Origin of the sequence: Amycolatopsis eburnea (genome assembly GCF_003937945.1) — a bacterium.
GTDB classification, from domain to species: Bacteria; Actinomycetota; Actinomycetes; order Mycobacteriales; family Pseudonocardiaceae; genus Amycolatopsis; species Amycolatopsis eburnea.
The window spans coordinates 810232-832875 of the sequence record NZ_RSEC01000060.1 but is presented as its reverse complement, the minus strand read 5'-3'; the positions used below and the strand labels follow the sequence as shown (position 1 = coordinate 832875).

Here is a 22644-nt window from a genome sequence, read left to right as displayed (position 1 = left end):
TCGAGAGCCAGTGGGAGTGCGGTGGCATGAGCGTAGAGCGGATTTCGATCGTCGGTATCGGTCTCCGGTACCCCGACGCGAGTTCTCCGGAGGAGCTCTGGGAAAACGTGCTGGCCGGGCGCCGGGCGTTCCGCAGGCTGCCGGACGAGCGGATGAACCGGGCGGACTACTACTCGCCCGACCCGAAGGCGCCGGACCGCTTCTACGCGCAGAAGGCGGCCGTGCTGCGGGACTACGAGTTCGACCGGGTGGCGCACAAGGTCGCCGGGAGCACCTTCCGGGCGACCGACACGACGCACTGGCTCGCCCTCGACGTCGCCGCGCAGGCGCTCGCCGACGCCGGGTTCGATGAAGGCGACGGCGCCCCGAAGCAGAGCACCGGCGTCGTCATCGGCAACAGCCTCACCGGCGAGTTCTCCCGCGCCAACATCATGCGGCTGCGCTGGCCGTACGTGCGCCGCACGGTCGCGGCGGCGCTGAGCTCCCGCGGCTGGGAGGACGAGGAGACCGCGAACTTCCTGCGGGAACTCGAAATCCAGTACAAGGAGCCGTTCCCCGAGATCAACGAGGACACCCTCGCCGGTGGCCTGGCGAACACCATCGCCGGCCGCGTCTGCAACCACTTCGACTTCGCCGGCGGCGGGTACACCGTCGACGGCGCCTGCTCGTCCTCGCTGCTCTCGGTGGTCACCGCGGCCAACGCGCTCGTCCAGGGCGACCTGGACCTCGCCATCGCCGGCGGTGTCGACCTGTCGATCGACCCGTTCGAGGTCATCGGCTTCGCCAAGACCGGCGCGCTGGCCAAGCGCGAGATGAAGGTCTACGACGCCGACTCCAACGGCTTCTGGCCCGGCGAGGGCTCGGGCATGCTGGTCCTGATGCGCGAAAGCGACGCGCTGGAGCAGGGCAAGCGGATCTACGCGTCGATCGGCGGCTGGGGCGTCTCCTCCGACGGCAAGGGCGGCATCACCCGGCCCGAGGCCGCCGGGCACCGGCTGGCCATCAAGCGCGCCTACGACCGCGCGGGCTACGGCGTCGAGACCGTCTCCTACTTCGAGGGCCACGGCACCGGCACCGCGCTGGGCGACGCCACCGAGATCGAGGCGCTGTCCACCGCCCGCCGCGACGCCGACCCGCTGGCCAAGCAGGCCGCGCTGTCGACGATCAAGGGCAACATCGGCCACACCAAGGCCGCGGCGGGCGTCGCCGGCCTGATCAAGGCGACGCTGGCGGTCTACCACCAGGTCATCCCGCCGGCCACCGGCCACCACGACCCGCACGAGTCGCTCACCGGGTCCTCGGCGCGGATGTACGTCCCGCGCGACGCGACGCTGTGGCCGGAGGACCAGCCGGTCCGCGCGGGTGTTTCCGCGATGGGCTTCGGCGGGATCAACTCCCACATCACCGTCACCGAGGCACCGACCGCGCCGCGGCGCCGCGAGCTCGACGAGCGCGCCCGCACGCTGGTCGCCGGCCGCCAGGACGCCGAACTGCTGCTGTTCGACGCCGACGACCTCGCCACCCTGCGCGGGAACGTCGCCGCGGTGCTGGAAACCGTGCCGAAGCTCTCCTTCGCCGAGCTGACCGACCTCGCCGCCACCCTGGCGAAGGAGGTCTCGGGCAAGCCGGTGCGCGCCGCGGTCGTCGCGGCCAACCCGGAGCACGCCGAACGGAAGCTGACGAAGCTGCTGGAGCAGTTCGACTCGGGTGACGCGGTCTTCGACAGCGCCGACGGCATCTTCGCGAGCAGCCGCGGCACCGCGCCGAAGATCGGCTACCTGTTCCCCGGCCAGGGTTCCGGGCGCGGCGGCGAGAGCGCGCTGCGCCGCCGGTTCGCCGCGGCCGAGGAGATCTACCGCGCCGCCGGGCTGCCCGCCACCGGCGACCAGGTCGCCACCGAGGTGGCGCAGCCCCGGATCGTCACCGGCTCGCTGGCCGCGCTGCGCGTGCTGCGCTCGTTCGGCATCGAGGCGTCGGCGGCGACCGGCCACAGCCTCGGCGAGCTGACCGCCCTGCACTGGGGCGGCGCGCTCGACGAGCGCGGGCTGCTGGCGCTGGCCAAGGTCCGCGGCAAGGTGATGGCCACGACGACCGGCGACGGCACCGGCGCGATGGCAGGCATCGCCGCTTCGCCGAGCCGGGTGGAGGAGCTGGGCCTGGGCGACGACGTCGTCATCGCCGGCTACAACGCGCCCGAGCAGACCGTCATCTCCGGGCCCGCCCCGGCGATCGACAAGATCGTCGCCCGGGCCAAGGCCCAGGGCGTCGGCGCGACCCGGATCAAGGTCTCGCACGCCTTCCACTCGCCGGCGGTCGAGCCCGCCGCGAACGCGATGACCGAGAAGCTGGGCGAGTTCTCCTTCTCCCGCCTCGAGCGGCCGGTCGTCTCCACCGTGAGCGGCGACGTCCTGCACGCGGCGGAGAACCTGGCGGAGCTGCTGCGCGACCAGATCGTGCTGCCGGTCCGCTTCCGCGAAGCCGCCGCCAAGGTGGCCGAGCGCAGCGACCTGGTGGTCGAGGTCGGGCCGGGCCGGGTGCTGACCGGGCTGTTCGAGGAGATCGCGCCGGAGACCCCGGTGCTCGCGATCGACACGGACAACGCGTCGCTGCAGGCGCTGCTGCGGGTCGTCGGCGCGGCGTTCGCGCTCGGCGCCGAGCTGTCGCTGGACACGCTGTTCGAGGGCCGCGTCGTGCGCGCCCTGCCCGCCGACGGCGTGTTCAACTTCCTGGCCAGCCCGTGCGAGGCGGCGCCGTCGATCGACAGCGAGCTGGCCGCCGAGCTGGCCGCGGAGAAGGCGCAGGCCGCCGAGGCCGACGCCGCGTCCGGCGAAAGCGAGTCCGGCTCGACGCTGGACCTGCTGCGCAAGCTCGCCGCCGAGCGCGTCGAGCTGCCGCTGGAAGCCGTCACCGCCGACACCCACCCGCTCGACGACCTGCACCTGTCGTCGATCACGGTCGGGCAGCTGGTCAACGACGTCACCCGGGCGCTGGGCCGTCCCGCGCTGGAGGGCATGCCGAACTTCGCGACGGTGTGCCTCGGTGAGCTCGCCGAGATGATCGACGAGCTGGCGCAGACGGCGAAGCCGACCGACTCCGGCGCCGGCGAGGCCCCGGGTGTCGGCCCGTGGGTCCGGCCGTTCGCGGTCGAGTACGTGCCCGCGCCGCGGCCGAAGGCGGACCTCACGCCGGGCGCCGGGCAGGCCGAGTGGCAGGTCTTCGCGACCCCGCGCCACCCGCTGGCCGAGCCGCTGAAGGCCGCGCTGGCGAAGGCGGGCGTCGGCGACGGCGTCCTGCTCGTCCTGCCCGCGGACTGCGACTCGAGCCACGTCGGGCTGTTCCTCGACGCCGGCCGCGCGGTCATGGCCGCCCCCAACGGCACGCGCTTCGTGGTCGTGCACCACGGCTACGGCGCCGCCGGCCTCGCCCGCACCCTGCGGCTCGAGGACCCCTCGGCGAAGACGACGATCATCGACTTCGCGGACCCGACGCCGTCGGACGAGGACGCGGTCGCCTCGGCCGTGTCCACCGTGGTGGCCGAGGTCGCCGCGACCACGGACTTCACCGAAGCGCGCTACGGCGCCGACGGCGGGCGCACCGTGCCGCGGCTGTCCGCGCTGGCCGCGCCGAAGCCCGGCCCGATCCAGGACTCGCTGGACGCCACCGACGTACTGCTCGTCACCGGTGGTGGCAAGGGCATCACGGCGGAGAGCGCGTTGGCGCTGGCCAAGGATTCCGGAGCGCGGCTGGCCCTGCTCGGGCGCAGCGACCCCGAGTCCGACAGCGAGCTGGCGGAGAACCTCGACCGCATGGAGGCGGCGGGCATCCGCTACCGCTACGAGCGCGCCGACGTCACCAGCGCACCGGCGGTGGCCGAGGTGGTCGCGCGGATCGAGGCCGACCTCGGCCCGGTCACCGCGGTCCTGCACGGCGCCGGCCGCAACGAGCCGGCCGCCCTGTTCTCCCTGACCGAAGACAGCTTCCGCAAGACGCTCGCGCCGAAGATCGGCGGGCTCAACGCGGTGCTGAACGCGGTCGACCAGGACAAGATCAAGCTGCTGGTGACCTTCGGCAGCATCATCGGCCGGGCGGGCCTGCGCGGTGAAGCGCACTACGCCACGGCGAACGACTGGATGACCGAGCTGACCCTGCGCTTCGGCCAGGAGCACCCGAAGGCGCGGGCGATCGCGCTGGAGTGGTCGGTCTGGTCGGGCACCGGCATGGGCGAGAAGCTCGGCGTCGTCAGCGCCCTGATGCGCGACGGCATCACGCCGATCCCGACCGAGGAGGGCATCACCATCCTCCGCCAGGTGCTGGCCGACCCGGCCGCGCCGCCGGTGCTCGTGGTCTGCGGCCGCACTTCGGGGCTGGCCACGCTGCCGATCCAGAAGCGGGAGCTGCCGCTGACCCGGTTCGTCGACCGCGCGATCGTGCACTACCCGGGCGTCGAGCTGATCACCGAGGCGGACCTGTCCGACGGGGCCGACCCGTACCTGACCGACCACCTGCTCGACGGGCAGCTGCTGTTCCCGGCGGTGCTCGGCATGGAAGCCATGACGCAGGCCGCGGCGGCGACGCTGGACCGCACCGGCACCCCGGTGCTGTCGGACGTCGAGTTCCTCCGGCCGATCATCGTCTCGCCCGGCGGGTCGACCACGGTCCGGCTGGCCACCCTGGCCCGCGACGCGGACACCGTCGACGTCGTCATCCGCAGTGACGAGACGGGCTTCAGCGCCGACCACTTCCGGGCGCGGCTGAGCTTCGCGCGGCCGGCGGAACTCGGCGAGCGGGCACCCCGCGACGTCGCGCTGCCGCCGGTCCCGGTGGAGCCGATCAGCGAGCTGTACGGCTCGGTCCTGTTCCAGGGCAAGCGGTTCCAGCGGGTGCTGGGCTACCGGCGGGCGAGCGCGCGGCACGCGGTCGCCGAGATCGCGACCAGCGCGGACCACTACTGGTTCGCCCCGTTCCTCCCGCAGGAGCGGCTGCTGGCCGACCCCGGCACGCGGGACGCGATGATGCACGCGATCCAGTGCTGCGTCCCGGACGCGACGCTGCTGCCGCAGGGCATCGAGAAGCTGTACCTGGCCGAGCCGGGTGTCCAGCACGACGAGTACGTCCTGCTGGACGCGAAGGAACGCTTCCAGGACGGCGACAGTTACGTCTACGACCTCGACGTCCGCAACCCGGACGGCACCCTGGTCGAGCGCTGGGAAGGGCTGAAGCTGCGCGCGGTCCGCAAGCGCGACGGCGCCGGCCCGTGGGTCCCGTCGATGCTCGGGTCCTACGTGGAGCGTGCCTGTGAGCGGCTGCTCGGCGGGACGCGGTCGGTCGTGCTCGAGCCGGACCCGGCCGGGCGCCCGGCGGAGGGCATCGCCGAGCGGCGGGCGCAGACCGCGCTCGCGGCGGGCCGCGCGCTCGACAAGCCGGTCGAGGTCCGCTACCGCCCCGACGGCAAGCCGGAGTTCGACGGCGGCAACGTCGGCGCTTCGCACACCTCGCAGCTGACCCTCGTGGTCGCCGGCGCCGACCAGGTCGCCTGCGACATCGAGACGGCGATCGAACGCACCGAAGAGGACTGGGCCGGCCTGCTCGGCGAGGAGCTGCTCGGCCTCGGCCGGCTGCTCGCCGCGGACACCGGGGAACCGATCAGCGTCGCCAACACCCGGGTCTGGAGCGCGCTGGAGTGCGTCCGCAAGACCGGGCTGATGACCCAGGCGCTGACCGTCCGCCAGGTCGACGCCGACGGGTGGGCGCTGCTCGCCTCCGGCAACGCCCGGATCGCCACCTGGTCGACCACCGTCAACGACCGGACCGACCCGATCGTGTTCGCCGTGCTCCACGCAGAGGGGAACTGAAGATGTCCGACTACTACGAGATCCGCCACACGGTCGGCTTCGAAGAGACCAACCTGGTGGGCAACGTCTACTACGTGAACTACGTGCGCTGGCAGGGCCGGTGCCGCGAGATGTTCCTGAAGGAGAAGGCGCCGGCGGTGCTCGAAGAGGTCCGCCACGACCTCAAGCTGTTCACCCTCAAGGTGGAGTGCGAGTTCTTCGCCGAGATCACCGCGTTCGACGAGCTGTCCATCCGGCTGCGGCTGGAGGAGCTCACCTCGACGCAGATCCAGTTCGCGTTCGACTACGTCCACCTCACCACCGACGGTGAGGAGCGCCTGGTGGCCCGGGGACGGCAGCGCATCGCCTGCATGCGCGGGCCCAACACGGCGACCGTGCCGTCGCGGGTCCCCGAGCAGCTGCGCGAGGCGCTGGTGCCCTACTCGACGGCCGCGGTCAACGGCAAGGGAGTCTGACGTGGGCTACGAAGCAGAGCCTTCCGAGAGGGCTCACGTCCTCAAGCGGCTGCGGACCTCGCCCGCCCGCCGCGGGCTGTCGGCCCAGCCGGGGCTGCGCCAGGTGATGGCGCAGTTCGCGACCGGGGTGACGGTCCTGACGGCGGGCGGGGAGGACGCGCACGGCATGACCGCCAACGCGTTCTCGTCGGTGTCGCTGGAACCGCCGATGGTGCTGTGCTGCGTCTCGAAGGCGGCCCGGATGCACGCCGCGATCGTCACCGCCGGCTCGTTCGGGGTGAACATCCTCGGGGCGGACCAGCAGGAGCTGTCGAAGTACTTCGCCGACTGGCGCCGTCCCGACGGGATCGCCCAGTTCGAGGCGGTCGGCTACACGGTCGGCGGCAAGACCGGCTCGCCGCTGCTCAAGGGCGCGCTGGCGTGGCTGGAGTGCGAGCTCGCCCAGGTCGTCGAGGGCGGTGACCACTCGATCTTCCTCGGCCGGGTGGTCGCGACCAGCCGCGGCGAGGGCGAGCATGCGCTGGTCTTCTACGGCGGCGGCTACCACCAGATCGACGGGCGCGCCCGCGCGGCCTGAAGGGACGGACGACATGCTGATCGCGGTCACGGGCGGGACCGGCTTCCTCGGGACCCACACGGTCGCGGCGCTGCTGCGGCGGGGTCACCGGGTGCGGCTGCTCGCCCGTGACCCCGGTCGGGTTCCGTCCACTGTGGACGCCGTGGCGGGTGACGTCACCGATCCCGCCGCGGTCGCCCGGCTCGTCGAGGGCGCGGACGGCCTGCTGCACGCGGCGGGCGTGTACACCTTCGACAGCCGGCGGCGGGACGAGGTGTGGCGGGTCAACGTCGAGGGCACGTCGGCCGTGCTCGACGCCGCCCGCCGCGCGGGCACCGGGCGGATCGTGCACGTCTCGACGGTCGGGGCGCTGTTCCCGACCCGCGAGCCGTCGATCGGTCCGGCGAGCCCGGTCGGCGCGCCACGGGAGGCCTACCTCGCGGCCAAGGCCGAAGCCGACCGGATCGCCCGCGGCCACCGGGAGGCCGGCGCGCCGGTCACCATCACCTACCCGCCGGCGTTGCTCGGCCCGGACGACCCGCACCTGGGCGACCAGAACGCGCGGCTGCGGGACCTGCTGCGCGGGCTGATGCCGATGTGGCCCTCGGGCGGGCTGCCGATCGGCGACGTCCGCGACTCGGCGGAGCTGCACGCGTGGCTGTTCGACGCGGCGGCGCCGGGCCCGGCGTACTTCGGGCCGGGGCACTTCCTGAGCACCCGCGAGTACCTCGCCGCGGTCCGCGCCGCCACCGGGCGGCGGCTGCCCGCGGTGTTCCTGCCGGCACGCGCGATGTTCCCGGTCGGGCGGGCCGCCGACCTGCTGCAGCGCGCCTGGCCGTGGCACGTCCCGGCGCAGTACGGCGCGCTCTACGTCTGCGCCACCGCCGTGCCCGTCGAGCCGGGTGCGCCGCGCGGGGACGTTCCCGCGCGGCCGGCGCCCGAGACCGTGCGCGACACGGTGGCCTGGCTGCACGCCACCGGGCGGCTGACCGGCCGGCAGGCGGGCACCGCGGGCATTCTGTCCACTGTGGACGCCGGTGCCGGCGCCCCGACCGAGGAGGTTCTGCCATGACCGCCAGCGATGCCACCGAAGCCGCCCGGTCGGCCGCGGCTCCGCCCGTGGTGCCGGACGTGCCCGCCGAGTGGCCGGTCCGCCCGATGCCCCGGCTCGGCCGCGGCATCGTGTGGTCCGACATCGTCGCCGAGATCGAGCACGACCAGCAGCTACGGATGAGGGATGCCGCGTGAGCGGAGGCCACGAATCCGGGGCCCAGCGGGCCGACGCGGAGGTGGTGCCGGTCCCGGAGGGACCCCGGCACGGCCGCCGCCGGCTCGCGCGGCCGGGGGAGCCGGGCGACGCCCAGGTCATCGAGCTGGCCAGGGCGGCCGACCAGGTGCGCGCGGAGCCCGCGGACATGCCGCTGCTGCGGCGGCGCCGCGACGAGCTCCGCGCGCACATCCACGAAGGCAAGCTCGACGCGGTGCGGCGCCAGCACTCGCTCGGCAAGCTGACCGCGCGGGAACGCCTGGCCCTGCTGCTCGACGAGGACTCGTTCACCGAGATCGAGCCGTACCGGCGCCACCAGGCGAGCGGGCCGGGGCTGGCGGGCAACCGCCCGTACACCGACGGCGTCGTCGCCGGGTCCGGCACCATCGACGGCCGCCGCGTCTTCGTCTACGCCCAGGACTTCACGCTGTTCGGCGGCTCGCTCGGCGAGGCGCACGCGGCCAAGATCCACAAGGTGCTCGACCTCGCGGTGGCCAACGGCGCCCCGGTGATCGGGCTCAACGACAGCGGCGGCGCGCGGATCCAGGAGGGCGTGCTCGCGCTCAACGGCTACGGCGGCATCTTCCGCCGCCAGGTCGAGGCGTCCGGCGTGATCCCGCAGATCAGCGTGATCCTCGGCCCGTGCGCGGGCGGCGCGGCGTACTCGCCGGCACTGGCGGACTTCACGTTCATGGTGCGCGACACGGCCCGGATGTACCTGACCGGCCCGGACGTCGTGGAGGCGGTCACCGGCCGTCGCGTAACCCACGACGAACTCGGTGGCGCCGACGTCCACGGCACCCACTCGGGGGTCGCGACGGTCGTGCACGACGACGAGGAGAGCTGCCTCGCCGACGTCCGCTACCTGGTGTCCCTGCTGCCGGGCAACTACCTGGACCCGCCGCCGGACGCGAGCTCGTCCAGCGCGAAGGACGACTACCGGCCGAGGCTGGCGGAACTGGTGCCGGTCGAGCCGAACCAGCCGTACGACATGCGCGACGTCTTCGCGGAGATCACCGACGACGGCGAGTTCTTCGAGCTGCACGAAGGCTGGGCCCGCAACGTGCTGTGCGCGCTGGCCCGCATCGACGGCCGCGTCGTCGGCCTGGTCGGCAACCAGCCGGTGGTGTTCGCCGGCGTCCTGGACGGCCCGGCCTCCCAGAAGGCGGCGCGGTTCGTGCGGTTCTGCGACGCGTTCGGCATCCCGCTGGTCAGCCTGGTCGACGTCCCGGGCTTCCTGCCGGGCGTCGAGCAGGAGCGGAGCGGGATCATCCGCCAGGGCGCGCAGCTGCTGCACGCGTACTGCGAGGCGACGGTCCCGCGGATCCAGGTGATCCTGCGGAAGGCCTACGGCGGCGCGTACATCGTGATGGATTCGCGGTCGATCGGCTGCGACCTGTCGCTGGCCTGGCCGACCAACCAGATCGCGGTGATGGGCGCGGAGGGCGCGGTGAACGTCCTGCACCGCCGCGAACTGGCGGCGGCCCCCGACCCGGCGGCGTTGCGGGCGAAGCTGGTCGCGGAGTACACCGAGGAGTACCTGAACCCGCAGTACGCGGCGGAGCGCGGCCTGGTGGACGACATCATCGACCCGGCGGAGACCCGCGCGGCGCTGGCCCGCGGGCTGGCGATGCTGCGGGACAAGCGGAAGCCGGGACCGTCCCGCAAGCACGGGAACCTGCCGATCTAGGGGGCCGGGATGGTGGTGCGGGTGGTCCGGGGTGCACCGGACGACGTGGAGCTGGCGGCGCTGGTGACGGCGCTGGCGCTGCTGGCGGCGGGTGCGCCGCCTTCGCCGGCCGTCGAGGTCGGTGGCTGGCGGGCGCGGGGGTCGGGGGAGCCGCTCTTCCGGCGCCCGGGCGCTTGGCGGCTGTCGGGCTTGCCGCGCTGAAGGGGACGTTCACCGCACGTGGTGAGCCGAAGGGGCTTTCCTCGCCTGGGCGCGGGGAAGGCCCCCTTCGGCGCTTCCGGGGTGCGGCCGGCGCCGCGGGGATGTCATGAAAGGGTCGTTCATGTCGTCTGGTGAGGTGAACGACCCTTTCATGACATTGCGGACCGGCCGCAACGGCCCGACTTTGCCGAGGCCCTGACCTCCGGAGACCTGAATGAGTCGTTCAAGACCGTTGGGCGGCGGTCAGGCCGCTCGGCTGTCGCGCTCCTCCGCCGCCCGGGCCTGCGCGAACTCCCGCAGCCGGGCCGCCGCCGCACCCTCCCGGGCCGGGGAATACGTGCTGTGGCCCGGGTGCACCGCCACGTAGCGCACGATCCCGTCGAGGAGGACCTCGACCTCCGTGTGCTCGCCGGGGACGAACGCGCCCCCGCAGGCCGCGCAGGTGCGCTGGCGCTCCGCGGCGCCCCGTGGGGTCTCGTGATCGGTCATGACGCACCTCGCTCGAGGGATCCGGGTGAAATCTCGGTCATCCCAGTGCACTCCCCGTGCGTTCCCCGCCGCCACTCGTGCGGTGCGCATCCACCCGGACCTGATTCGCGCACGTCCGATCCGCGACCGCGCGGGCGCATCGTGGACCGGTCCCACCGGAAGGAGAAAGCCATGACAGCAGCAGCGGTTCCGGCCGAACCCGAGCAGCCCGCCGAGCCGGAGCGGGCGGCCGAACGGCACCTGAGCGCCGTGCCCGACCTCGAGCCGGCGGCGGACGAACTCGGGCACATAGTCCTCGGGTACAACTGAGGCTTGTTCTGGTCAGCCCGCCGCGGCGGGCGACGGCTGAACAAGCCTCACCGACTCGCACTTTCGAAGATGACCACGTCCCGGCCGCCACGGGAAACTGGAGGTCGGCCGGGGCGTCACGGGGTTCCCGGCGGGGCGAGCCAGTGGCCTGTCCGCGATGCACGTCTGCGTGGGCCGGGCGCACCGGCGGACGTTCGGTTGGGAGGCCGGCGAATGGCAGTGCGCCTCCAGCTCACCGCTGGCTTCGAGATCCTCGAGGAGTGGGCCGAATCCGCGACCCAGGCCCAGCGCAACGCGCTCTACGAAGCGCTGTTCGCGGTCGGCGACGGTTCGGCGTTCCTCGTCTACGACATTTTCGGCGACGCGGAAAACCCGCGCAATTTCGTCGTGGTCGTGAAAGCGAATCTCGTCCTCAAAATCATGGTGCAGCGCGCGGAATCTTCATTCGAAATCCGTTATGTCGGCGCGCTCGAGGACGACGTCGACGTCGCGCCGGCCCAGTCGGGCCCGGCCAACCCGGAGTAACCGGCGCTGATCCTGCTCTGAACGGCGCAACGCGCGTTCGCGTGCGGCCGAACACCGCCGCGTAAGTGGCGCAATATCACCTGCTCCGGTCATGTGTTTCGCACCTTGACTATCGCCCTCCCGGTATGGAACTCTTCATATGTTCGCTGGTCAGAACGTTATTTTGGGGCGAATAACGAGGAGGCAGCACAATGTCGTCACCTGAACTGCCGGGTCTTGACGTTTCCAGCCGGGTCCGGGCGCGGGACATCCAGATGACCGGGACTGCCGATCTCGGCCGCCGGGTCCTCATGATCACCGGGGCCGTGGACACCACCGACCACGACGTCTCGGTCAGCGTCAACCTGCCCGAGCCGGGCCGCTGGCACGTGATCAAGGCGGAGACCAACCTGACCGACCAGACCTGGGTCGCCATGCAGGCCGTGCTGGACGAGGAATCGACGTTCCTCGACGACGACCTGCTGATGTCGCCCCAGTTCACCAAGAGCTTCATGACGCCGGACCAGCGCCGCCTCACGTTCTACGACGGCGAGGTGCGCCCGGGCGAAACCGTGCTCAAGGCGTATTCGATGGAGACGGGCGGGCGCAAGCCGGCGTACTTCTACTCCCGGTACAGCCCCATCCCCACCGACAGCGCCGAGCAGTCGCAGCAGACGCTGGACGAGCTGGTCGCGCACGGCATGAACCAGCGACCCGTGATCGAGCTGATCGTCCCGGTGACCGTCATCTGACGACCCGCCGGGTCCCGATCGAGCTGGGGAGCACATGATCACGTTCGTGCCCGAGCCGCACCTGCTGGACTCACCCCGCGGACGTGCGTGGCCCCGGCCCCCGGTGCCGGCCCCGGTCCGCGGCACGGTGCCCGCCACCTCGGCGGACGTCGTGGTCGTCGGCGCCGGCCCCGCCGGTGTCGCGGTGGCTTCCGCGCTGTGGCACCACGGCGTCCGCGACGTCGTCATCGCCGACCGGACCGGCCGCCCGTGCGGCCGGTTCTTCGGCCGCATCGACCGGCTGGGCCAGCGCGTCCTGCGGTCCCCGTACGAGCACCACCCCGGGGTCGAGGGCTACCGCGACTGCGAGCTCCTGGACTTCGCGCGCCTGCACTGGGGGCGGCTGACGCCGACCGAGCGGCGCCAGATCCGGATGTCGCAGGCGGGCCACCGGTCGGTGGTCCCGGTCGACGTCTTCGACGCCTACTGCGACCACCTGATCGCCAGCCACCACATCGGCCGCAAGACGTGGCAGGCGCGCGTGCGCGAGGTCGTGCCCGAAGGCGACGCGGTCACCGTGCGGGCCGACCGGTTCTCCGTCACCGCCCGGCACGTCGTGCTGTGCCTCGGCGAAGAGCGCCGGGAAGCCCCGGATTCCTGGTGGGGCGGCGGTTCCGCACCGGCCGGAGTGTCCTATTGGGACGAATCGGTGCCGGTCGGCGGGCAGTGCCTGGCGGTGGTGGGCGCCGGGCTCACCGCGGCCCACCTGATCGCCGGCGCGCTCGCCGAAGGCCGCGAGGTGCACTGGGTCGTGCGGGAAACCGGCGAGCGCTACCAGTGCGCCGACGTGAATTCCTCGTTCTTCCGCCCCGAAGGGCGCCTGCGCTTCAACCGCGTCGGCTGGTCCGAGCGGCTCGAGCTGATGAGCGCGTTCCGGCGGGCGTCGATCATGTTCGAGTTCCGGCCCCTGCTCGAACGCGCGCAGGCCGAGGGACGCCTGGTCGTGCACCGCGGCGCCGCGGTCAAGAGCATCGGCCCCGGCGTCGGCGGGACGACCGTGGTGCGCCTGGCGGGCGGCGGGCGGATCGCCGCCGACCACGTGCAGCTCGCGCTGGGCACCACGCCGTCGATCGGCGAAGGCCTGCTGCCCGGTGAAGCGCTTTCCGTCCGCGACGGCTGGCCCGAGCTGGACGAACGGACGCTGGCCCACGTCCGCGCGCCGCGGGTGTCGGTGGTCGGCGCCGCGGCCGCGATGGTCCTCGGCCCGGCGGCCCGCAACATCGACGGCCACCGCGTCGCGACCACCCGCGCGGCGGCGGCGATCGCGCAGGTCCTGCAGGGTGGCCGGCTCCCGGCGCCGGCGAAGACCGCGGTCGGGGTCTGAGGGAGGAACGCGATGGAGGACACCCGGTTCGCCCTGCCCGAGGTCGACGCCCCCGCGGCCACCGAGGTCGGGGTGATCCTGCTCGGCCTGGAGGCCGACCGGCTGCTCGCCGGGCTCGGGCTCGCCCGGCTGGCGGACGACCCGGCGCTGGTGACGCAGGTCGTCGACCAGGCCCGGCACGGCGTCCCGGACGCCGGCCTGCCCGGGCTGCTGGAGACGGGCCGGCAGCACTGGCGGAGCCTGCGCTCGGCGCTCGGCGACCCGCCCTCGACGTCGACGCCGGGCTCGCTCCGGCGGGAGTGGGAGCGGGCCTCGGCCCGGGTTGCCGCGGCCGTGCCCGGCGCGGGCGCCGCGTCACTGGCCTACCTGACGGCGTGCGTGCTCCGCCGCACCGACGTCGACCGGATCGCGGATCGAAAGGACACCGATGTCGTACTTGAAGTCCCTGCCGGCTGAGACCACGCTGCTGCAGGTCTTCCAAGCCAACCCCGAGCCCGCCCGGCACCTGCTGGCCTTCCACGAGGTGCTGCTGCGCGGCGATTCGCCGTTCACGCCGGGCGAGCGGGAGCTGATCGCCGCCTACGTCTCCGGCGTCAACGAATGCGGCTACTGCCACGGCATCCACACGGTGACGGCGGAGGCGTTCGGCGTCCCGCCGGGCGTGCTGACCGCGGCCCTCACCGACCTGGACACCGCACCGGTCGAGGACCGCATGAAGCCGGTGCTCGCCTACGTCGGCAAGCTGACGCGGACGCCGTCCCGGATGACCGACGCGGACGCCGAAGCGGTCTTCGCGGCCGGCTGGGACGAGCGCGCGCTGCACGACGCGGTGCTGGTCTGCGCGCTGTTCAACTTCATGAACCGCATGGTCGACGGCCTCGGCATCCGCGCCGACGACGAGTACAAGTCCCTGTCGGGCGAGCGCCTCAAGCACAGCGGCTACGCGGGTCTCGCCAAGTTCCTGCCCGAGCAGTGACGTCGTGAGTGTTTAGGGCGGTTCTAACCGCCCTAAACACTCACGACCACCTGCGGTCAGGACTGCGGCAGCTCGGCGAAGAACTCGGCGATGTCGCGCCCGAGGGTTTCCGGGGACTCGACGGCGGGGTAGTGGCCCCCGCGCTCCATCACCGTGTAGCGGCGCAGGTCGAAGCGGCTCTCCACCCACTTGCGCGGCACCGCCGCGGGTTCGCGCGGGTAGGCCGCGACCGCGGTCGGGACGTTGAACAGCGGCTGCGCGTCGCTCTTCGGCGTCCACGGCTTCTGGAAGCTCTCCGCGTACAGCCGGGCGGTGCTGCCCATCGAGTTCGTGAACCAGAACAGCGACAACGTCGTGAGGACGCGCTCGCGCGGGTAGCCGGTCTCGAAGTCGCCGTCGTGGTCGGTCCAGTCGTGCAGCTTCTCGACCAGCCACGCCGCGGTCGCCGCCGGCGAGTCGCCGATGTAGGCGATGCTCTGCGGGCGGGTCGTGTGCAGCACGAAGTAGCCGTTGCTGTAGCGCGCCCACGCCGTGTTCGCCGCGCGCCGGACCTTCTCGTCGTCCGCCCAGAGCTCCTCCGGGATCGGGCCCTCGAGGCTGAACGGCATCGTCGTGTGCAGCCCGGCGACCGACTCCGGGTGGTGGTGGGCCAGGTGCTGGCCGATGATCGAGCCCCAGTCGGAGCCGTAGACGCCGTAGCGCTCGTGGCCGAGCACCTCGGTCATCAGCTGGTGGTACATGTCGGCGGTCTCGGCGTACCCGATGCCCGGCCGGGCCAGCGGCGTCGAAAAGCCGTAGCCGGGCAGGTCCGCCACCACGACCTCGTGGCCGGCCAGGTGCGGCAGCACGTCCTTGAAGTCCCAGAACGTCCACGGCCAGCCGCCGATCAGCAGCAGCGGGACCTTCCCGTCGCCCGGGACGTGCAGGTAGTGCACCGGCTGGCCGGCCAGCTCGACGCGGTAGTGCGCGTAGGCGTTCATCTCGGCCTCGTGCGCGCGCCAGTCGTAGCTGTCGCGCCAGTCGGCCAGCAGCCCGGCCAGGTACTCCTGGTTGGTCCCGTACTCCCAGCCGTCGTTGGCCAGGTCGCCGGGGAGGCGCGTGCGCGCGAGGCGCTCGCGGAGGTCCTGGATGTCCTCGTCGGGCACGGCGATGCGGAACGGTTCCGGTTGAGGCAAGGGATTCGCCCTTCGTTCGTGGTGACCACGGCCGCGGACCCGGCCGCGAGCGCGGTGGTCAGCCCAGCCGGCCGAGGCCGCCGTACATCCGGCGGGTGGTGTCGCCTTCGCGACGCCAGTGCCCGGTCGGCACCAGGCCGGGCGGCTGGAGCGGGAAGCCGGTGAACAGCGCCTCGATCTCGGCGCGGGTCCGGAAGACGATCGGCGACGTCGCGTTGCGGTAGATCGCGCGCATGGTGTCCTGCTCGGCTTCGGGGGACTCGTCGGCGTTCAGGTGCGACAGCGCGAGGAACGACCCCGGCGCCAGCCGCTCCCGGAACGTCCGGAGAATGCCGTGCGGGTCGTCTTCGTCGGTGATGAAGTGGAAGACGGCGACGCACAGCAGCGCGACCGGCTGGTCGAAGTCGATCAGGTCCGCCAGCTCCGGGTTGTCCAAAATGGACAGCGGCGCGCGCAGGTCGGCGGTCAGCAGCCGGGTGATCTTCTGCTCCTCTTCGGAGAGCAGGGTTTTCCCGTGGCTCGCGACCACCGGGTCGAGGTCGACGTAGGCGACCCGGGCGTCCGGGATGGACCGGCGGGCGATCTGGTGGGTGTTCTCCATGCTGGGCAGCCCGGCCCCGACGTCGATGAACTGCCGCACCCCGTGCTCGGCGGCGAGGTGGTGCACCACCCGGCCGAGGAAGCGGCGGTTCTCCCAGACGACGTCCTTGGTGAGCACCTCGCCGACCTGGTCGATGACGGCGTCCCCGGCCGCCCGGTCGACCGGGAAGTTGTTGTCCCCGTGGAGGAAGTAGTCGTACATCCGCGCCGGCGACGGCTTCTCCGCCGCCACGGCGTCTTCTGCTCCCGGCATCCTGGCCTCCCGCACGTCGGTCCCGGCCGCGAGCCTAGGCCGCGCCGGGACCGCGGTCGCCTTCGTGCGTGCGGAGGTTCAGTACTCGTCGCGCAGCCGGAGCCAGCCCATGGTCGACGTCTGCGGCCAGCCCTCGGGCGAGTCCTCCCAGACCTCTTGGCGCCCGTACGGGGTGAGGTCGAGCAGGTTGAAGTCGAGCCGGAGGCGGTCGGTCCCGCGCCCGTTGGTGAACCAGGTCCGGAAGACCTCGTCGCCGTCGCGCAGCAGCACGCTCACGCCGAACCCGCCGCCGGTGCCCATGTCTTCGTTGAACGTGCTGCCGTAGCTCGAGTACCACGGGATCTGCCAGCCGAACCGCTGCCGCAGCGGTTCGAGTTCTTCCTGCGGCGCCACGGACTCGAGGATCAGCCGCACCCCGCGGGGTGCCAGGTGCGCCCACGGCGAGAGGTTGTCGGTCAGCGACGCGCAGCCGACGCAGAGGTGGTCGCTGCCCGGCTGCTTCATGTAGTGGTAGATGATCAGCTGGTTGTGGCCGTCGAACAGCGAGACGAGGTCGCCGGTTTCCCCGTCGGGGCCGGTGAAGACGTAGTCGTCCTTCAGACGGATCATCGGCAGCCGCCGCCGCTGGGCGGCGAGGTCGTCCAGCGCGTGGGTGAGCTCCTTTTCCTTGACGAGGAGCTTGTCGCGCTCGGCCTGCCATTCCTCCGCCGAGACGACGGGCGGGCGATTCATGGGTGGGTCCTTTCTTCGGCAGCGGGGGAATCGACCGTAGCAGCGGTCCCGGGCACGGAACACCGGTCGCGGATGGGAGCGCACGGCAGAAGACGCCGGTCAATCGTGTGGGTGAAAGACTGAAGCTTTTCTTCCGGCGGGCAGCGGGCGCGGACGTCTTGAATGAGTCATTCAGGTCTTCGGAGGTCCTGAATGAGTCATTCAAGACACCGCAGAGCCGCCCGGCGCGCTCGCCGCGGCCGGCGCCGGTCGGTTCAGACCGAGCGGTCGGCCCCCCGGCGACTTTGCCGGAGCCCTGTCACCGGAGGTCTTGAATGAGTCATTCAAGACACCACCGGCGGCCGCAGCACCGGAATTCGGCAGCCGAGGAGAGGCGTGCCGTCCCGTGAACCCCGAAACTGGGGCCTCGACCCGTACCCAGCCGAAAGTGGTCCAGTCCATGAACGCGATTCCCGAACGCACCGGCGTCACGACCTTCCGCGGCCGTCCGGTGACCCTGCTCGGGCCGGCCGTCGGTGTCGGCGACCAGGCTCCGGACTTCACCCTCGTGGCGCCGGACATGTCCCCGGTCGCGTCCGCTTCGCTCGCCGGGCGGGTGCGGATCGTCTCGGTCGTGCCCTCGCTCGAGACGCCCGTCTGCGACCTGCAGACCCGGCGGTTCAACGAAGAGGTCGCGGGGCTCGGCGACGTCTCCGTGCTGACCGTCTCCGTCGACCTGCCCTTCGCGCAGGCGCGCTGGTGCGGCGCCGCCGGGATCGAGGGCGCGCTGGTCGGGTCCGACCACCGCGACCTCTCCTTCGGCACCGCCTACGGCGTCGTGATCAAGGAATTCCGGCTGCTGGCCCGCGCGGTTTTCGTGATCGACGCGAACGACACCGTCGTGCACGCCGAATACGTGCCGGAAATCGGCGAGCACCCCGACTACGACGCCGTCCTGGCCGCGGCCAAGAGCGCCGAAAGCGCGCGTCGCGCCGCGTAGGACGGCAAGCACGAATGGAGGCGCCCGCGCGGAACCGGGTGCCCACCATGGTAACCGGGGTTTGCTGTGCCGAACCCGGCAGAGATCCGTGACGACAAGGGGCCGGAATGACGACCACCGAACAATCCCGTTTGGACGCGTACTACGGAGAGTTCACCAGCGACAAGGAGAAGGAGGTGCTCCAGGTTCCGCTGCGGCTGGTGGCGGCGTGGGCGAAGAACGACGCCGACGGTGTCGCCGACGTCTTCCTGGAGGACGGCCTGCTGCTGCTGCCGGGTGACGTGTACAAGGAAGGCCGCGAAGAGATCCGCGTCTTCATGAAGGCCGCGTACGCCGGGCCGTTCAAGAACAGCGGCGTCACCGGGCAGCCGGTCGACCTGCGCTTCGTCACCGACGACGTCGCGCTGATCCGCACGCACGGCGGCATCCTCGCCGAGGGCGAGACCGAGATCGCGCCCGAGCTGGCCGTCCGCTCGACCTGGATCACCGTCAAGCGCGACGGGACCTGGTACCTGGCCGGCTACCAGAACAGCCCGCGCGGCGAAGGCGCCACCCTCCGCTGGTAACCCCCATCTTCGAGGAGACACCGATGACTTCCAAGGCTTCCGACCTGGTCGCCAAGGCCAAGCAGTGGGCCGGCTACTACGGCGACTTCCCCAACGGCGAGGAGGGCGCGGTCTTCACCGTCCCGCTGCGCCTGCGCGCCGCCTGGGACGCCGGGGACGCCGACGCGCTGGCCGACCTGTTCACCGACGACGGCAGCATGCTGATCGGCGACGAGCAGCTGCGCGGCCGCGAGGCGATCCGCGCCTACCTGGCCGAGCAGTTCGCCGGCGCGTACCGCGGCAGCAAGGTCGCCGACGAGCCCGTCCAGTGCAAGTTCCTGGCCGACGGCGTCGCGCTGGCGATCACCAAGGGCGGCATCATCCTGGACGGCGCCACCGAGATCGCGCCGGAGAACGAGAACCGGGCGACCTGGGTCGTGCGCAAGGAGGCGGGCGACTACAAGCTCGTCTCCCACCAGACCAGCCCGATCCGCGGCTGAGCCCGCCGCGGCGCGCAGGCCACCCCGGTGCGCTGGGGTGGCTTTCGCGCGTGAAGTGTCCACTGTGGTCGCGCACAGGAGGAGTCGACGCCGGTCGCGGCGCGCCGCCACGATGGGGAGCCACAGGCGACGAGCGGAAGGTGATCCCGTGGACAGCAAACCGGCAAGACTCTCCGACACCGAACAGGCCGGGATCCGCTTGTTCGAGGAGACGTTGGGCTACGTCTATTCCGCGGCCCTGCGCGCCGCGGCCGCCGTGGGCGTCGCCGACCACCTGGCCAGCGGGCCGAAGACGGTCGTCGAGCTGGCGCAGGCCACCGGGGCCCACGCCGACAACCTGAACCGCGTCCTGCGGGCCCTCGCCATGCGCGGGGTGTTCCACGAGGACGACCGGGGGCGCTTCGAGCTGACCCCCGAGGCCGAGCTGCTGCGCTCGGACGTGCCGGGCTCGCTCCGGTCCGCCGTCCTGACCTTCACCGACAAGACGTTCTGGAACTCCCACGGCGAGCTGGCGCACAGCGTCGAGCACGGCGACGCGTCCTTCGACAAGGTGTTCGGCACGACGTTCTTCGACTACTTCCGCGACGTCGAGTCCCCCGAGACGTTCTATTCGGGCATGCAGTCGAAGTCGGACTCCGAGAACGCTTCCATCATCCGCAACCTGACCTTCCCGGCCGGGGCGACGGTCGTCGACGTCGGCGGCGGGTACGGCGGGTTGCTGCTCGAAGCGCTGCGCGCGGACGACAGCCTGTACGGCCTCCTGATGGACCTGGGCGACCACGTCGTGGCCGGCCACCGCCTCGGCGAGCTCGGCGACGACGACCGCTGGGAGCTCGTCACCGGCGACTTCTTCGAGGAGTGCCCGCCGGCCGACGTCTACCTGCTCAAGCACATCATCCACGACTGGAACGACGAGCAGTGCGTGCGCATCCTGCGCAACTGCCGCCGCGCGATGCGCCCCGGCGGCCGGATCGTGGTGCTGGACACGGTGATCCCGCCGCGCAACGAACCGCACCTGGGCAAGCTGTTCGACATCATGGTCATGTCGATCCTGCCGGGCCGGGAGCGCACCGAGGAGGAGTTCCGGGCGCTGTTCGACAAGGCCGGGCTGGAGCTGACCCGGGTTCTCGACACCGGGTTCGCGGTGTCGGTCGTGGAGGCCGTCGCCCGCTGACGCCCGCTTCCAGCCCACTGCCGTTAAGGCCACCTTACGGGCGTCAGACGCCCGTAAGGTGGCCTTAACGGCACAGAAGCCGGTCGAGCGGGGTGGGGTCCTGGTGCAGGCAGCGGCAGAGCGCGTTGATCCGGTCCGGCAGGCCGAGCACCTGGTCGGCGGTGAGCAGCCCGTGGGCCAGGAACCACCCCGCGTGCGCCTCGACCTCCTCGAGGCAGTGCAGCTCGTACAGGTCGGACGGCAGCTCGCCGGAGACGACCTCCGCCGTCCGGCGGGCCGAGTGCGCGGAAACGAAGCGCAGCGCCAGTTCCGAGCGCGCGTTCCAGGTGTCGAACGAGCCGTCGAGGCCGGTCGCGAGTTCCTCGTGCAGCAGGCGTTCCCGGTGCCGGAAGAGCGTGACCCACTCGTCCGCGCCCGGTGCGTCCGCGGGCGGCGTGTACTCCTGGCCCGCCGCCATCGTCCACGCCGCGTCGAGCGCGATCAGCCGGTTGTCGCCGCCGGCGGACTGGAACGCCAGGGTCAGGCCCTGGTAGCCGATCAGCCGGTGCTCGGAGAAGAACCCGGCCGTACCGCTGGCCGAGCGGGCGCGGTTCACCGCGCGGTCGGCCAGCGCCGTGACCGCGACCTTGGTCAGCCCCAGCTCGCGGTGCACGCCGGGCGGTGCGCCGAAGGACCAGTAGCGGCCGGTCTCGCGCCGGGCGAGCGTCGTCGCCGCGAGCGCCGACGCCAGCGCGCCGAACAGCAGGCGCTGCTGGTTGAGGTGGTCGATCGCGGGGATCTCGCCGGCCAGCCGGTCGAGGGTCCGGCGGCGGCCCGCGCGGTCGAGGGCGAGTGAGACGCTCGCGCGCGCGACCGCGGCGAGGCCGACGGTGATCGCGCCCCAGCCGAAGCGGCCCATGCTCATCGTGCGGCGGCCGCGGGCGCCGGCGTCGGCCAGCGGGTCGTGGAACTCGCCGTCCGGGGTGATCGACGCGCCGTCGCGCAGCCAGCGCCGGTAGGGCACGCGGACGCCGTCGAACCGGACCGTCGCGTAGTCCAGGGGCAGCAACGCGGTCGGCGGGCAGGGTTCGATCGACACACCCGGGCAGGGCCCGCGCTCGTCGCGCACCGGGACCAGGAACAGCGCGGTGCCGTGCTCCGTGCCGCCGATGAGGAGCCGCGCGCTGACGACGGCGAGCGTCGCGAGCCCGGCCGGGCCGAAGGTGGCCGGGTACTTCGCCGCGCCGGGAACCGGGGTCGACAGCACGAACTCCCGCGTCGCCGGGTCGAAGACGGCCTCGGTGTGCGTGCGGGAGTTGCTGTTGGCGTGGCCCAGTTCGGCGAGCAGCGCGGCGCCGGCCCAGCGCCCGGAGGCGAGATCGGCGACGTCCTCCTCGGCGGCGCCCTGGTCGAGCGCGGCGCCGGTGGCCATGCAGTGGTGCAGGAACAGCAGGAAGAACTCGCCCGGGTCCGCCACCGCGCTCGATTCGAGCAGCGCCCGCAGCCGGGGGTGGTCGTGGAGGAGGGGCCGGTCGGCGGCGAGCGCGGCCCGCAGGCGCGCTTCCGGCGGCTCCCCGGTCGGCCAAGGATTCATGTCCGCCCTTTCCGCGGGCCGGGTTCACTCCACTGTCGCACGGTAATCGGGGCCGGTACCGCGCTCTACTCCGAGCGTGCGCTCTGGGTTTCCCGATTCGCCGGAAACTGGCAGCGCGCGGTGCGGCGGTGCCATTCTCGGTCGTTCCACAACCTACTCTCCACAGGAGTGACCGTGAATTCGGAAACCACGCTGACCAGAGAACTGTACGACGGCTTGCAACTCGTCGAGTTCGAGCGATGGGACGCCATCATCGCCGACGACGTCCTGATCAACAGCCCGGCGCAATTCGGTCAGATCGGCCTCGGCGCGCTGAAGGAATGGGCGAAGTGGTTCGTGCGCCTCGGCAAGCGGATAGACCTGATCGACGAGCACCTCGCGCTGGACGAGCAGGGGAACGGGCGCGGCTTCATCGTCTTCAACCTGCACTGGAAACACGACGAGCCGTTTTTCCACATCGGGCCGACCGGCCGGGAGGGCACGTCGGTGGAAACAATTGTGCTGAAGATCGAAAACCACCGCATCGCGCAGATCGACGTCGCGAGCAACACCGTCGACCTCGTGCTCTACCTGACGCAGCGCGGCTGGCCGTACCCGCACAACGTGCGCCCGGAGCCGCTCGTCGCCGGCCTCGACCGGAGCGCGTGACGTAGCGGCAATGCAGAAGGCGCCGGGTCACGGGGTGAGCGCCGATGATGG

The 22644-nt window shown here is 72.1% G+C and carries 23 protein-coding genes; 18 read left to right on the top strand and 5 right to left on the bottom strand.

The genetic code is table 11. The features are described 5' to 3' along the window. The first annotated feature begins 26 nt into the window (after positions 1–26). From EIY87_RS39125 to EIY87_RS39095, 7 genes are read left to right on the top strand one after another with little or no spacing between them, the layout of a single operon-like run. Positions 27–5852, top strand: coding sequence for a type I polyketide synthase (locus tag EIY87_RS39125; protein ID WP_125314947.1), 5826 nt, complete (start codon positions 27–29; stop codon positions 5850–5852). Positions 5853–5854: 2 nt separating this feature from the next. Next, positions 5855–6307, top strand: coding sequence for an acyl-CoA thioesterase (locus tag EIY87_RS39120; RefSeq protein ID WP_125314946.1), 453 nt, complete (start codon positions 5855–5857; stop codon positions 6305–6307). A 1-nt stretch (position 6308) separates the two neighbouring features. After that, the gene (locus EIY87_RS39115) at positions 6309–6884 is read left to right on the top strand and encodes a flavin reductase family protein (protein WP_125314945.1); all 576 of its coding nucleotides are present in this window, start codon (positions 6309–6311) and stop codon (positions 6882–6884) included. A gap of 13 nt (positions 6885–6897) precedes the next feature. Next, complete coding sequence (locus EIY87_RS39110) at positions 6898–7935, top strand: SDR family NAD(P)-dependent oxidoreductase (protein ID WP_125314944.1); 1038 nt, start codon at positions 6898–6900, stop codon at positions 7933–7935. Then, the gene (locus EIY87_RS39105; protein ID WP_125314943.1) at positions 7932–8111 is read left to right on the top strand and encodes a DUF6222 family protein; all 180 of its coding nucleotides are present in this window, start codon (positions 7932–7934) and stop codon (positions 8109–8111) included. The genes EIY87_RS39110 and EIY87_RS39105 overlap by 4 nt, the downstream gene beginning before the upstream one ends. Next, entirely contained in the window at positions 8108–9820 is a 1713-nt protein-coding gene (locus EIY87_RS39100) for an acyl-CoA carboxylase subunit beta (RefSeq protein WP_125314942.1), read from the top strand. Before EIY87_RS39105 ends, EIY87_RS39100 begins: the two co-directional genes overlap by 4 nt. 21 nt (positions 9821–9841) lie before the next feature. Continuing rightward, complete coding sequence (locus EIY87_RS39095; RefSeq protein WP_263855655.1) at positions 9842–10021, top strand: acyl-CoA carboxylase epsilon subunit; 180 nt, start codon at positions 9842–9844, stop codon at positions 10019–10021. Positions 10022–10264: 243 nt separating this feature from the next. On the opposite strand, the gene EIY87_RS39090 is transcribed toward EIY87_RS39095, so the two are convergent. Then, the gene (locus EIY87_RS39090; RefSeq protein ID WP_125314940.1) at positions 10265–10510 is read right to left on the bottom strand and encodes a hypothetical protein; all 246 of its coding nucleotides are present in this window, start codon (positions 10508–10510) and stop codon (positions 10265–10267) included. A gap of 171 nt (positions 10511–10681) precedes the next feature. Here EIY87_RS39090 and EIY87_RS47895 point away from each other — a divergent pair, with 171 nt between their 5' ends. The 6 genes from EIY87_RS47895 (at position 10682) to EIY87_RS39065 (ending at position 14414) form a co-directional block, all read left to right on the top strand. Next, the gene (locus EIY87_RS47895; protein ID WP_158641443.1) at positions 10682–10819 is read left to right on the top strand and encodes a hypothetical protein; all 138 of its coding nucleotides are present in this window, start codon (positions 10682–10684) and stop codon (positions 10817–10819) included. A gap of 213 nt (positions 10820–11032) precedes the next feature. Next, the gene (locus tag EIY87_RS39085; RefSeq protein WP_125314939.1) at positions 11033–11344 is read left to right on the top strand and encodes a DUF6235 family protein; all 312 of its coding nucleotides are present in this window, start codon (positions 11033–11035) and stop codon (positions 11342–11344) included. 254 nt (positions 11345–11598) lie between these two features. Further along, positions 11599–12075 carry a DUF6423 family protein gene (locus EIY87_RS39080; RefSeq protein ID WP_125314938.1) on the top strand — a complete coding sequence of 159 codons (477 nt, stop codon included), beginning with the start codon at positions 11599–11601 and terminating at the stop codon, positions 12073–12075. A gap of 34 nt (positions 12076–12109) precedes the next feature. Next, complete coding sequence (locus tag EIY87_RS39075; protein WP_125314937.1) at positions 12110–13438, top strand: FAD-dependent oxidoreductase; 1329 nt, start codon at positions 12110–12112, stop codon at positions 13436–13438. A 12-nt stretch (positions 13439–13450) separates the two neighbouring features. Beyond that, entirely contained in the window at positions 13451–13894 is a 444-nt protein-coding gene (locus EIY87_RS39070; RefSeq protein ID WP_125314936.1) for a DUF6187 family protein, read from the top strand. Next, entirely contained in the window at positions 13866–14414 is a 549-nt protein-coding gene (locus tag EIY87_RS39065) for a carboxymuconolactone decarboxylase family protein (RefSeq protein WP_125314935.1), read from the top strand. Before EIY87_RS39070 ends, EIY87_RS39065 begins: the two co-directional genes overlap by 29 nt. 56 nt (positions 14415–14470) lie before the next feature. Here EIY87_RS39065 and EIY87_RS39060 read toward each other — a convergent pair whose 3' ends face one another. From EIY87_RS39060 to EIY87_RS39050, 3 genes are all read right to left on the bottom strand, one after another. Beyond that, complete coding sequence (locus EIY87_RS39060) at positions 14471–15589, bottom strand: epoxide hydrolase family protein (protein ID WP_125314934.1); 1119 nt, start codon at positions 15587–15589, stop codon at positions 14471–14473. A 58-nt stretch (positions 15590–15647) separates the two neighbouring features. After that, a complete protein-coding gene (locus EIY87_RS39055; protein ID WP_125314933.1) occupies positions 15648–16442 on the bottom strand; it encodes an SAM-dependent methyltransferase in 795 nt (264 codons plus the stop codon). Positions 16443–16520: 78 nt separating this feature from the next. Next, on the bottom strand, positions 16521–17174 hold the full coding sequence (locus EIY87_RS39050) for a DUF899 domain-containing protein (protein WP_125314932.1): 654 nt from the start codon (positions 17172–17174) through the stop codon (positions 16521–16523). A gap of 439 nt (positions 17175–17613) precedes the next feature. On the opposite strand from EIY87_RS39050, the gene tpx reads away from it, so the two are divergent. The 4 genes from tpx (at position 17614) to EIY87_RS39030 (ending at position 20372) form a co-directional block, all read left to right on the top strand. Beyond that, on the top strand, positions 17614–18153 hold the full coding sequence (gene tpx, locus EIY87_RS39045; RefSeq protein ID WP_125314931.1) for a thiol peroxidase: 540 nt from the start codon (positions 17614–17616) through the stop codon (positions 18151–18153). Between the two features lie 107 nt (positions 18154–18260). Beyond that, positions 18261–18719 carry an SgcJ/EcaC family oxidoreductase gene (locus EIY87_RS39040; RefSeq protein WP_125314930.1) on the top strand — a complete coding sequence of 153 codons (459 nt, stop codon included), beginning with the start codon at positions 18261–18263 and terminating at the stop codon, positions 18717–18719. Positions 18720–18742: 23 nt separating this feature from the next. After that, positions 18743–19198 carry an SgcJ/EcaC family oxidoreductase gene (locus tag EIY87_RS39035; RefSeq protein ID WP_125314929.1) on the top strand — a complete coding sequence of 152 codons (456 nt, stop codon included), beginning with the start codon at positions 18743–18745 and terminating at the stop codon, positions 19196–19198. Between the two features lie 148 nt (positions 19199–19346). After that, positions 19347–20372, top strand: coding sequence for a methyltransferase (locus EIY87_RS39030; RefSeq protein WP_225440320.1), 1026 nt, complete (start codon positions 19347–19349; stop codon positions 20370–20372). 64 nt (positions 20373–20436) lie between these two features. On the opposite strand, the gene EIY87_RS39025 is transcribed toward EIY87_RS39030, so the two are convergent. Continuing rightward, positions 20437–21945: an acyl-CoA dehydrogenase family protein gene (locus EIY87_RS39025; RefSeq protein WP_125314927.1), complete on the bottom strand. Its 1509-nt coding sequence runs from the start codon at positions 21943–21945 to the stop codon at positions 20437–20439. A gap of 174 nt (positions 21946–22119) precedes the next feature. Here EIY87_RS39025 and EIY87_RS39020 point away from each other — a divergent pair, with 174 nt between their 5' ends. Further along, entirely contained in the window at positions 22120–22593 is a 474-nt protein-coding gene (locus tag EIY87_RS39020; RefSeq protein WP_125314926.1) for a nuclear transport factor 2 family protein, read from the top strand. The last annotated feature ends 51 nt before the right edge of the window (positions 22594–22644 follow it).

Bases quoted from the DNA above. Each gene is read 5' to 3' on its own strand.
- EIY87_RS39035 (WP_125314929.1), top strand. From the start codon at position 18,743: ATGACTTCCAAGGCTTCCGACCTGGTCGCCAAGGCCAAGCAGTGGGCC.
- EIY87_RS39105 (WP_125314943.1), top strand. From the start codon at position 7,932: ATGACCGCCAGCGATGCCACCGAAGCCGCCCGGTCGGCCGCGGCTCCG.
- EIY87_RS39025 (WP_125314927.1), bottom strand. From the start codon at position 21,945: ATGAATCCTTGGCCGACCGGGGAGCCGCCGGAAGCGCGCCTGCGGGCC.
- EIY87_RS39120 (WP_125314946.1), top strand. From the start codon at position 5,855: ATGTCCGACTACTACGAGATCCGCCACACGGTCGGCTTCGAAGAGACC.
- EIY87_RS39040 (WP_125314930.1), top strand. From the start codon at position 18,261: ATGACGACCACCGAACAATCCCGTTTGGACGCGTACTACGGAGAGTTC.
- EIY87_RS39125 (WP_125314947.1), top strand. From the start codon at position 27: ATGAGCGTAGAGCGGATTTCGATCGTCGGTATCGGTCTCCGGTACCCC.
- EIY87_RS39070 (WP_125314936.1), top strand. From the start codon at position 13,451: ATGGAGGACACCCGGTTCGCCCTGCCCGAGGTCGACGCCCCCGCGGCC.
- EIY87_RS39085 (WP_125314939.1), top strand. From the start codon at position 11,033: ATGGCAGTGCGCCTCCAGCTCACCGCTGGCTTCGAGATCCTCGAGGAG.
- tpx (WP_125314931.1), top strand. From the start codon at position 17,614: ATGAACGCGATTCCCGAACGCACCGGCGTCACGACCTTCCGCGGCCGT.
- EIY87_RS39110 (WP_125314944.1), top strand. From the start codon at position 6,898: ATGCTGATCGCGGTCACGGGCGGGACCGGCTTCCTCGGGACCCACACG.
- EIY87_RS39050 (WP_125314932.1), bottom strand. From the start codon at position 17,174: ATGAATCGCCCGCCCGTCGTCTCGGCGGAGGAATGGCAGGCCGAGCGC.
- EIY87_RS39055 (WP_125314933.1), bottom strand. From the start codon at position 16,442: ATGCCGGGAGCAGAAGACGCCGTGGCGGCGGAGAAGCCGTCGCCGGCG.
- EIY87_RS39080 (WP_125314938.1), top strand. From the start codon at position 11,599: ATGACCGGGACTGCCGATCTCGGCCGCCGGGTCCTCATGATCACCGGG.
- EIY87_RS39075 (WP_125314937.1), top strand. From the start codon at position 12,110: ATGATCACGTTCGTGCCCGAGCCGCACCTGCTGGACTCACCCCGCGGA.
- EIY87_RS47895 (WP_158641443.1), top strand. From the start codon at position 10,682: ATGACAGCAGCAGCGGTTCCGGCCGAACCCGAGCAGCCCGCCGAGCCG.
- EIY87_RS39065 (WP_125314935.1), top strand. From the start codon at position 13,866: ATGTCGTACTTGAAGTCCCTGCCGGCTGAGACCACGCTGCTGCAGGTC.
- EIY87_RS39090 (WP_125314940.1), bottom strand. From the start codon at position 10,510: ATGACCGATCACGAGACCCCACGGGGCGCCGCGGAGCGCCAGCGCACC.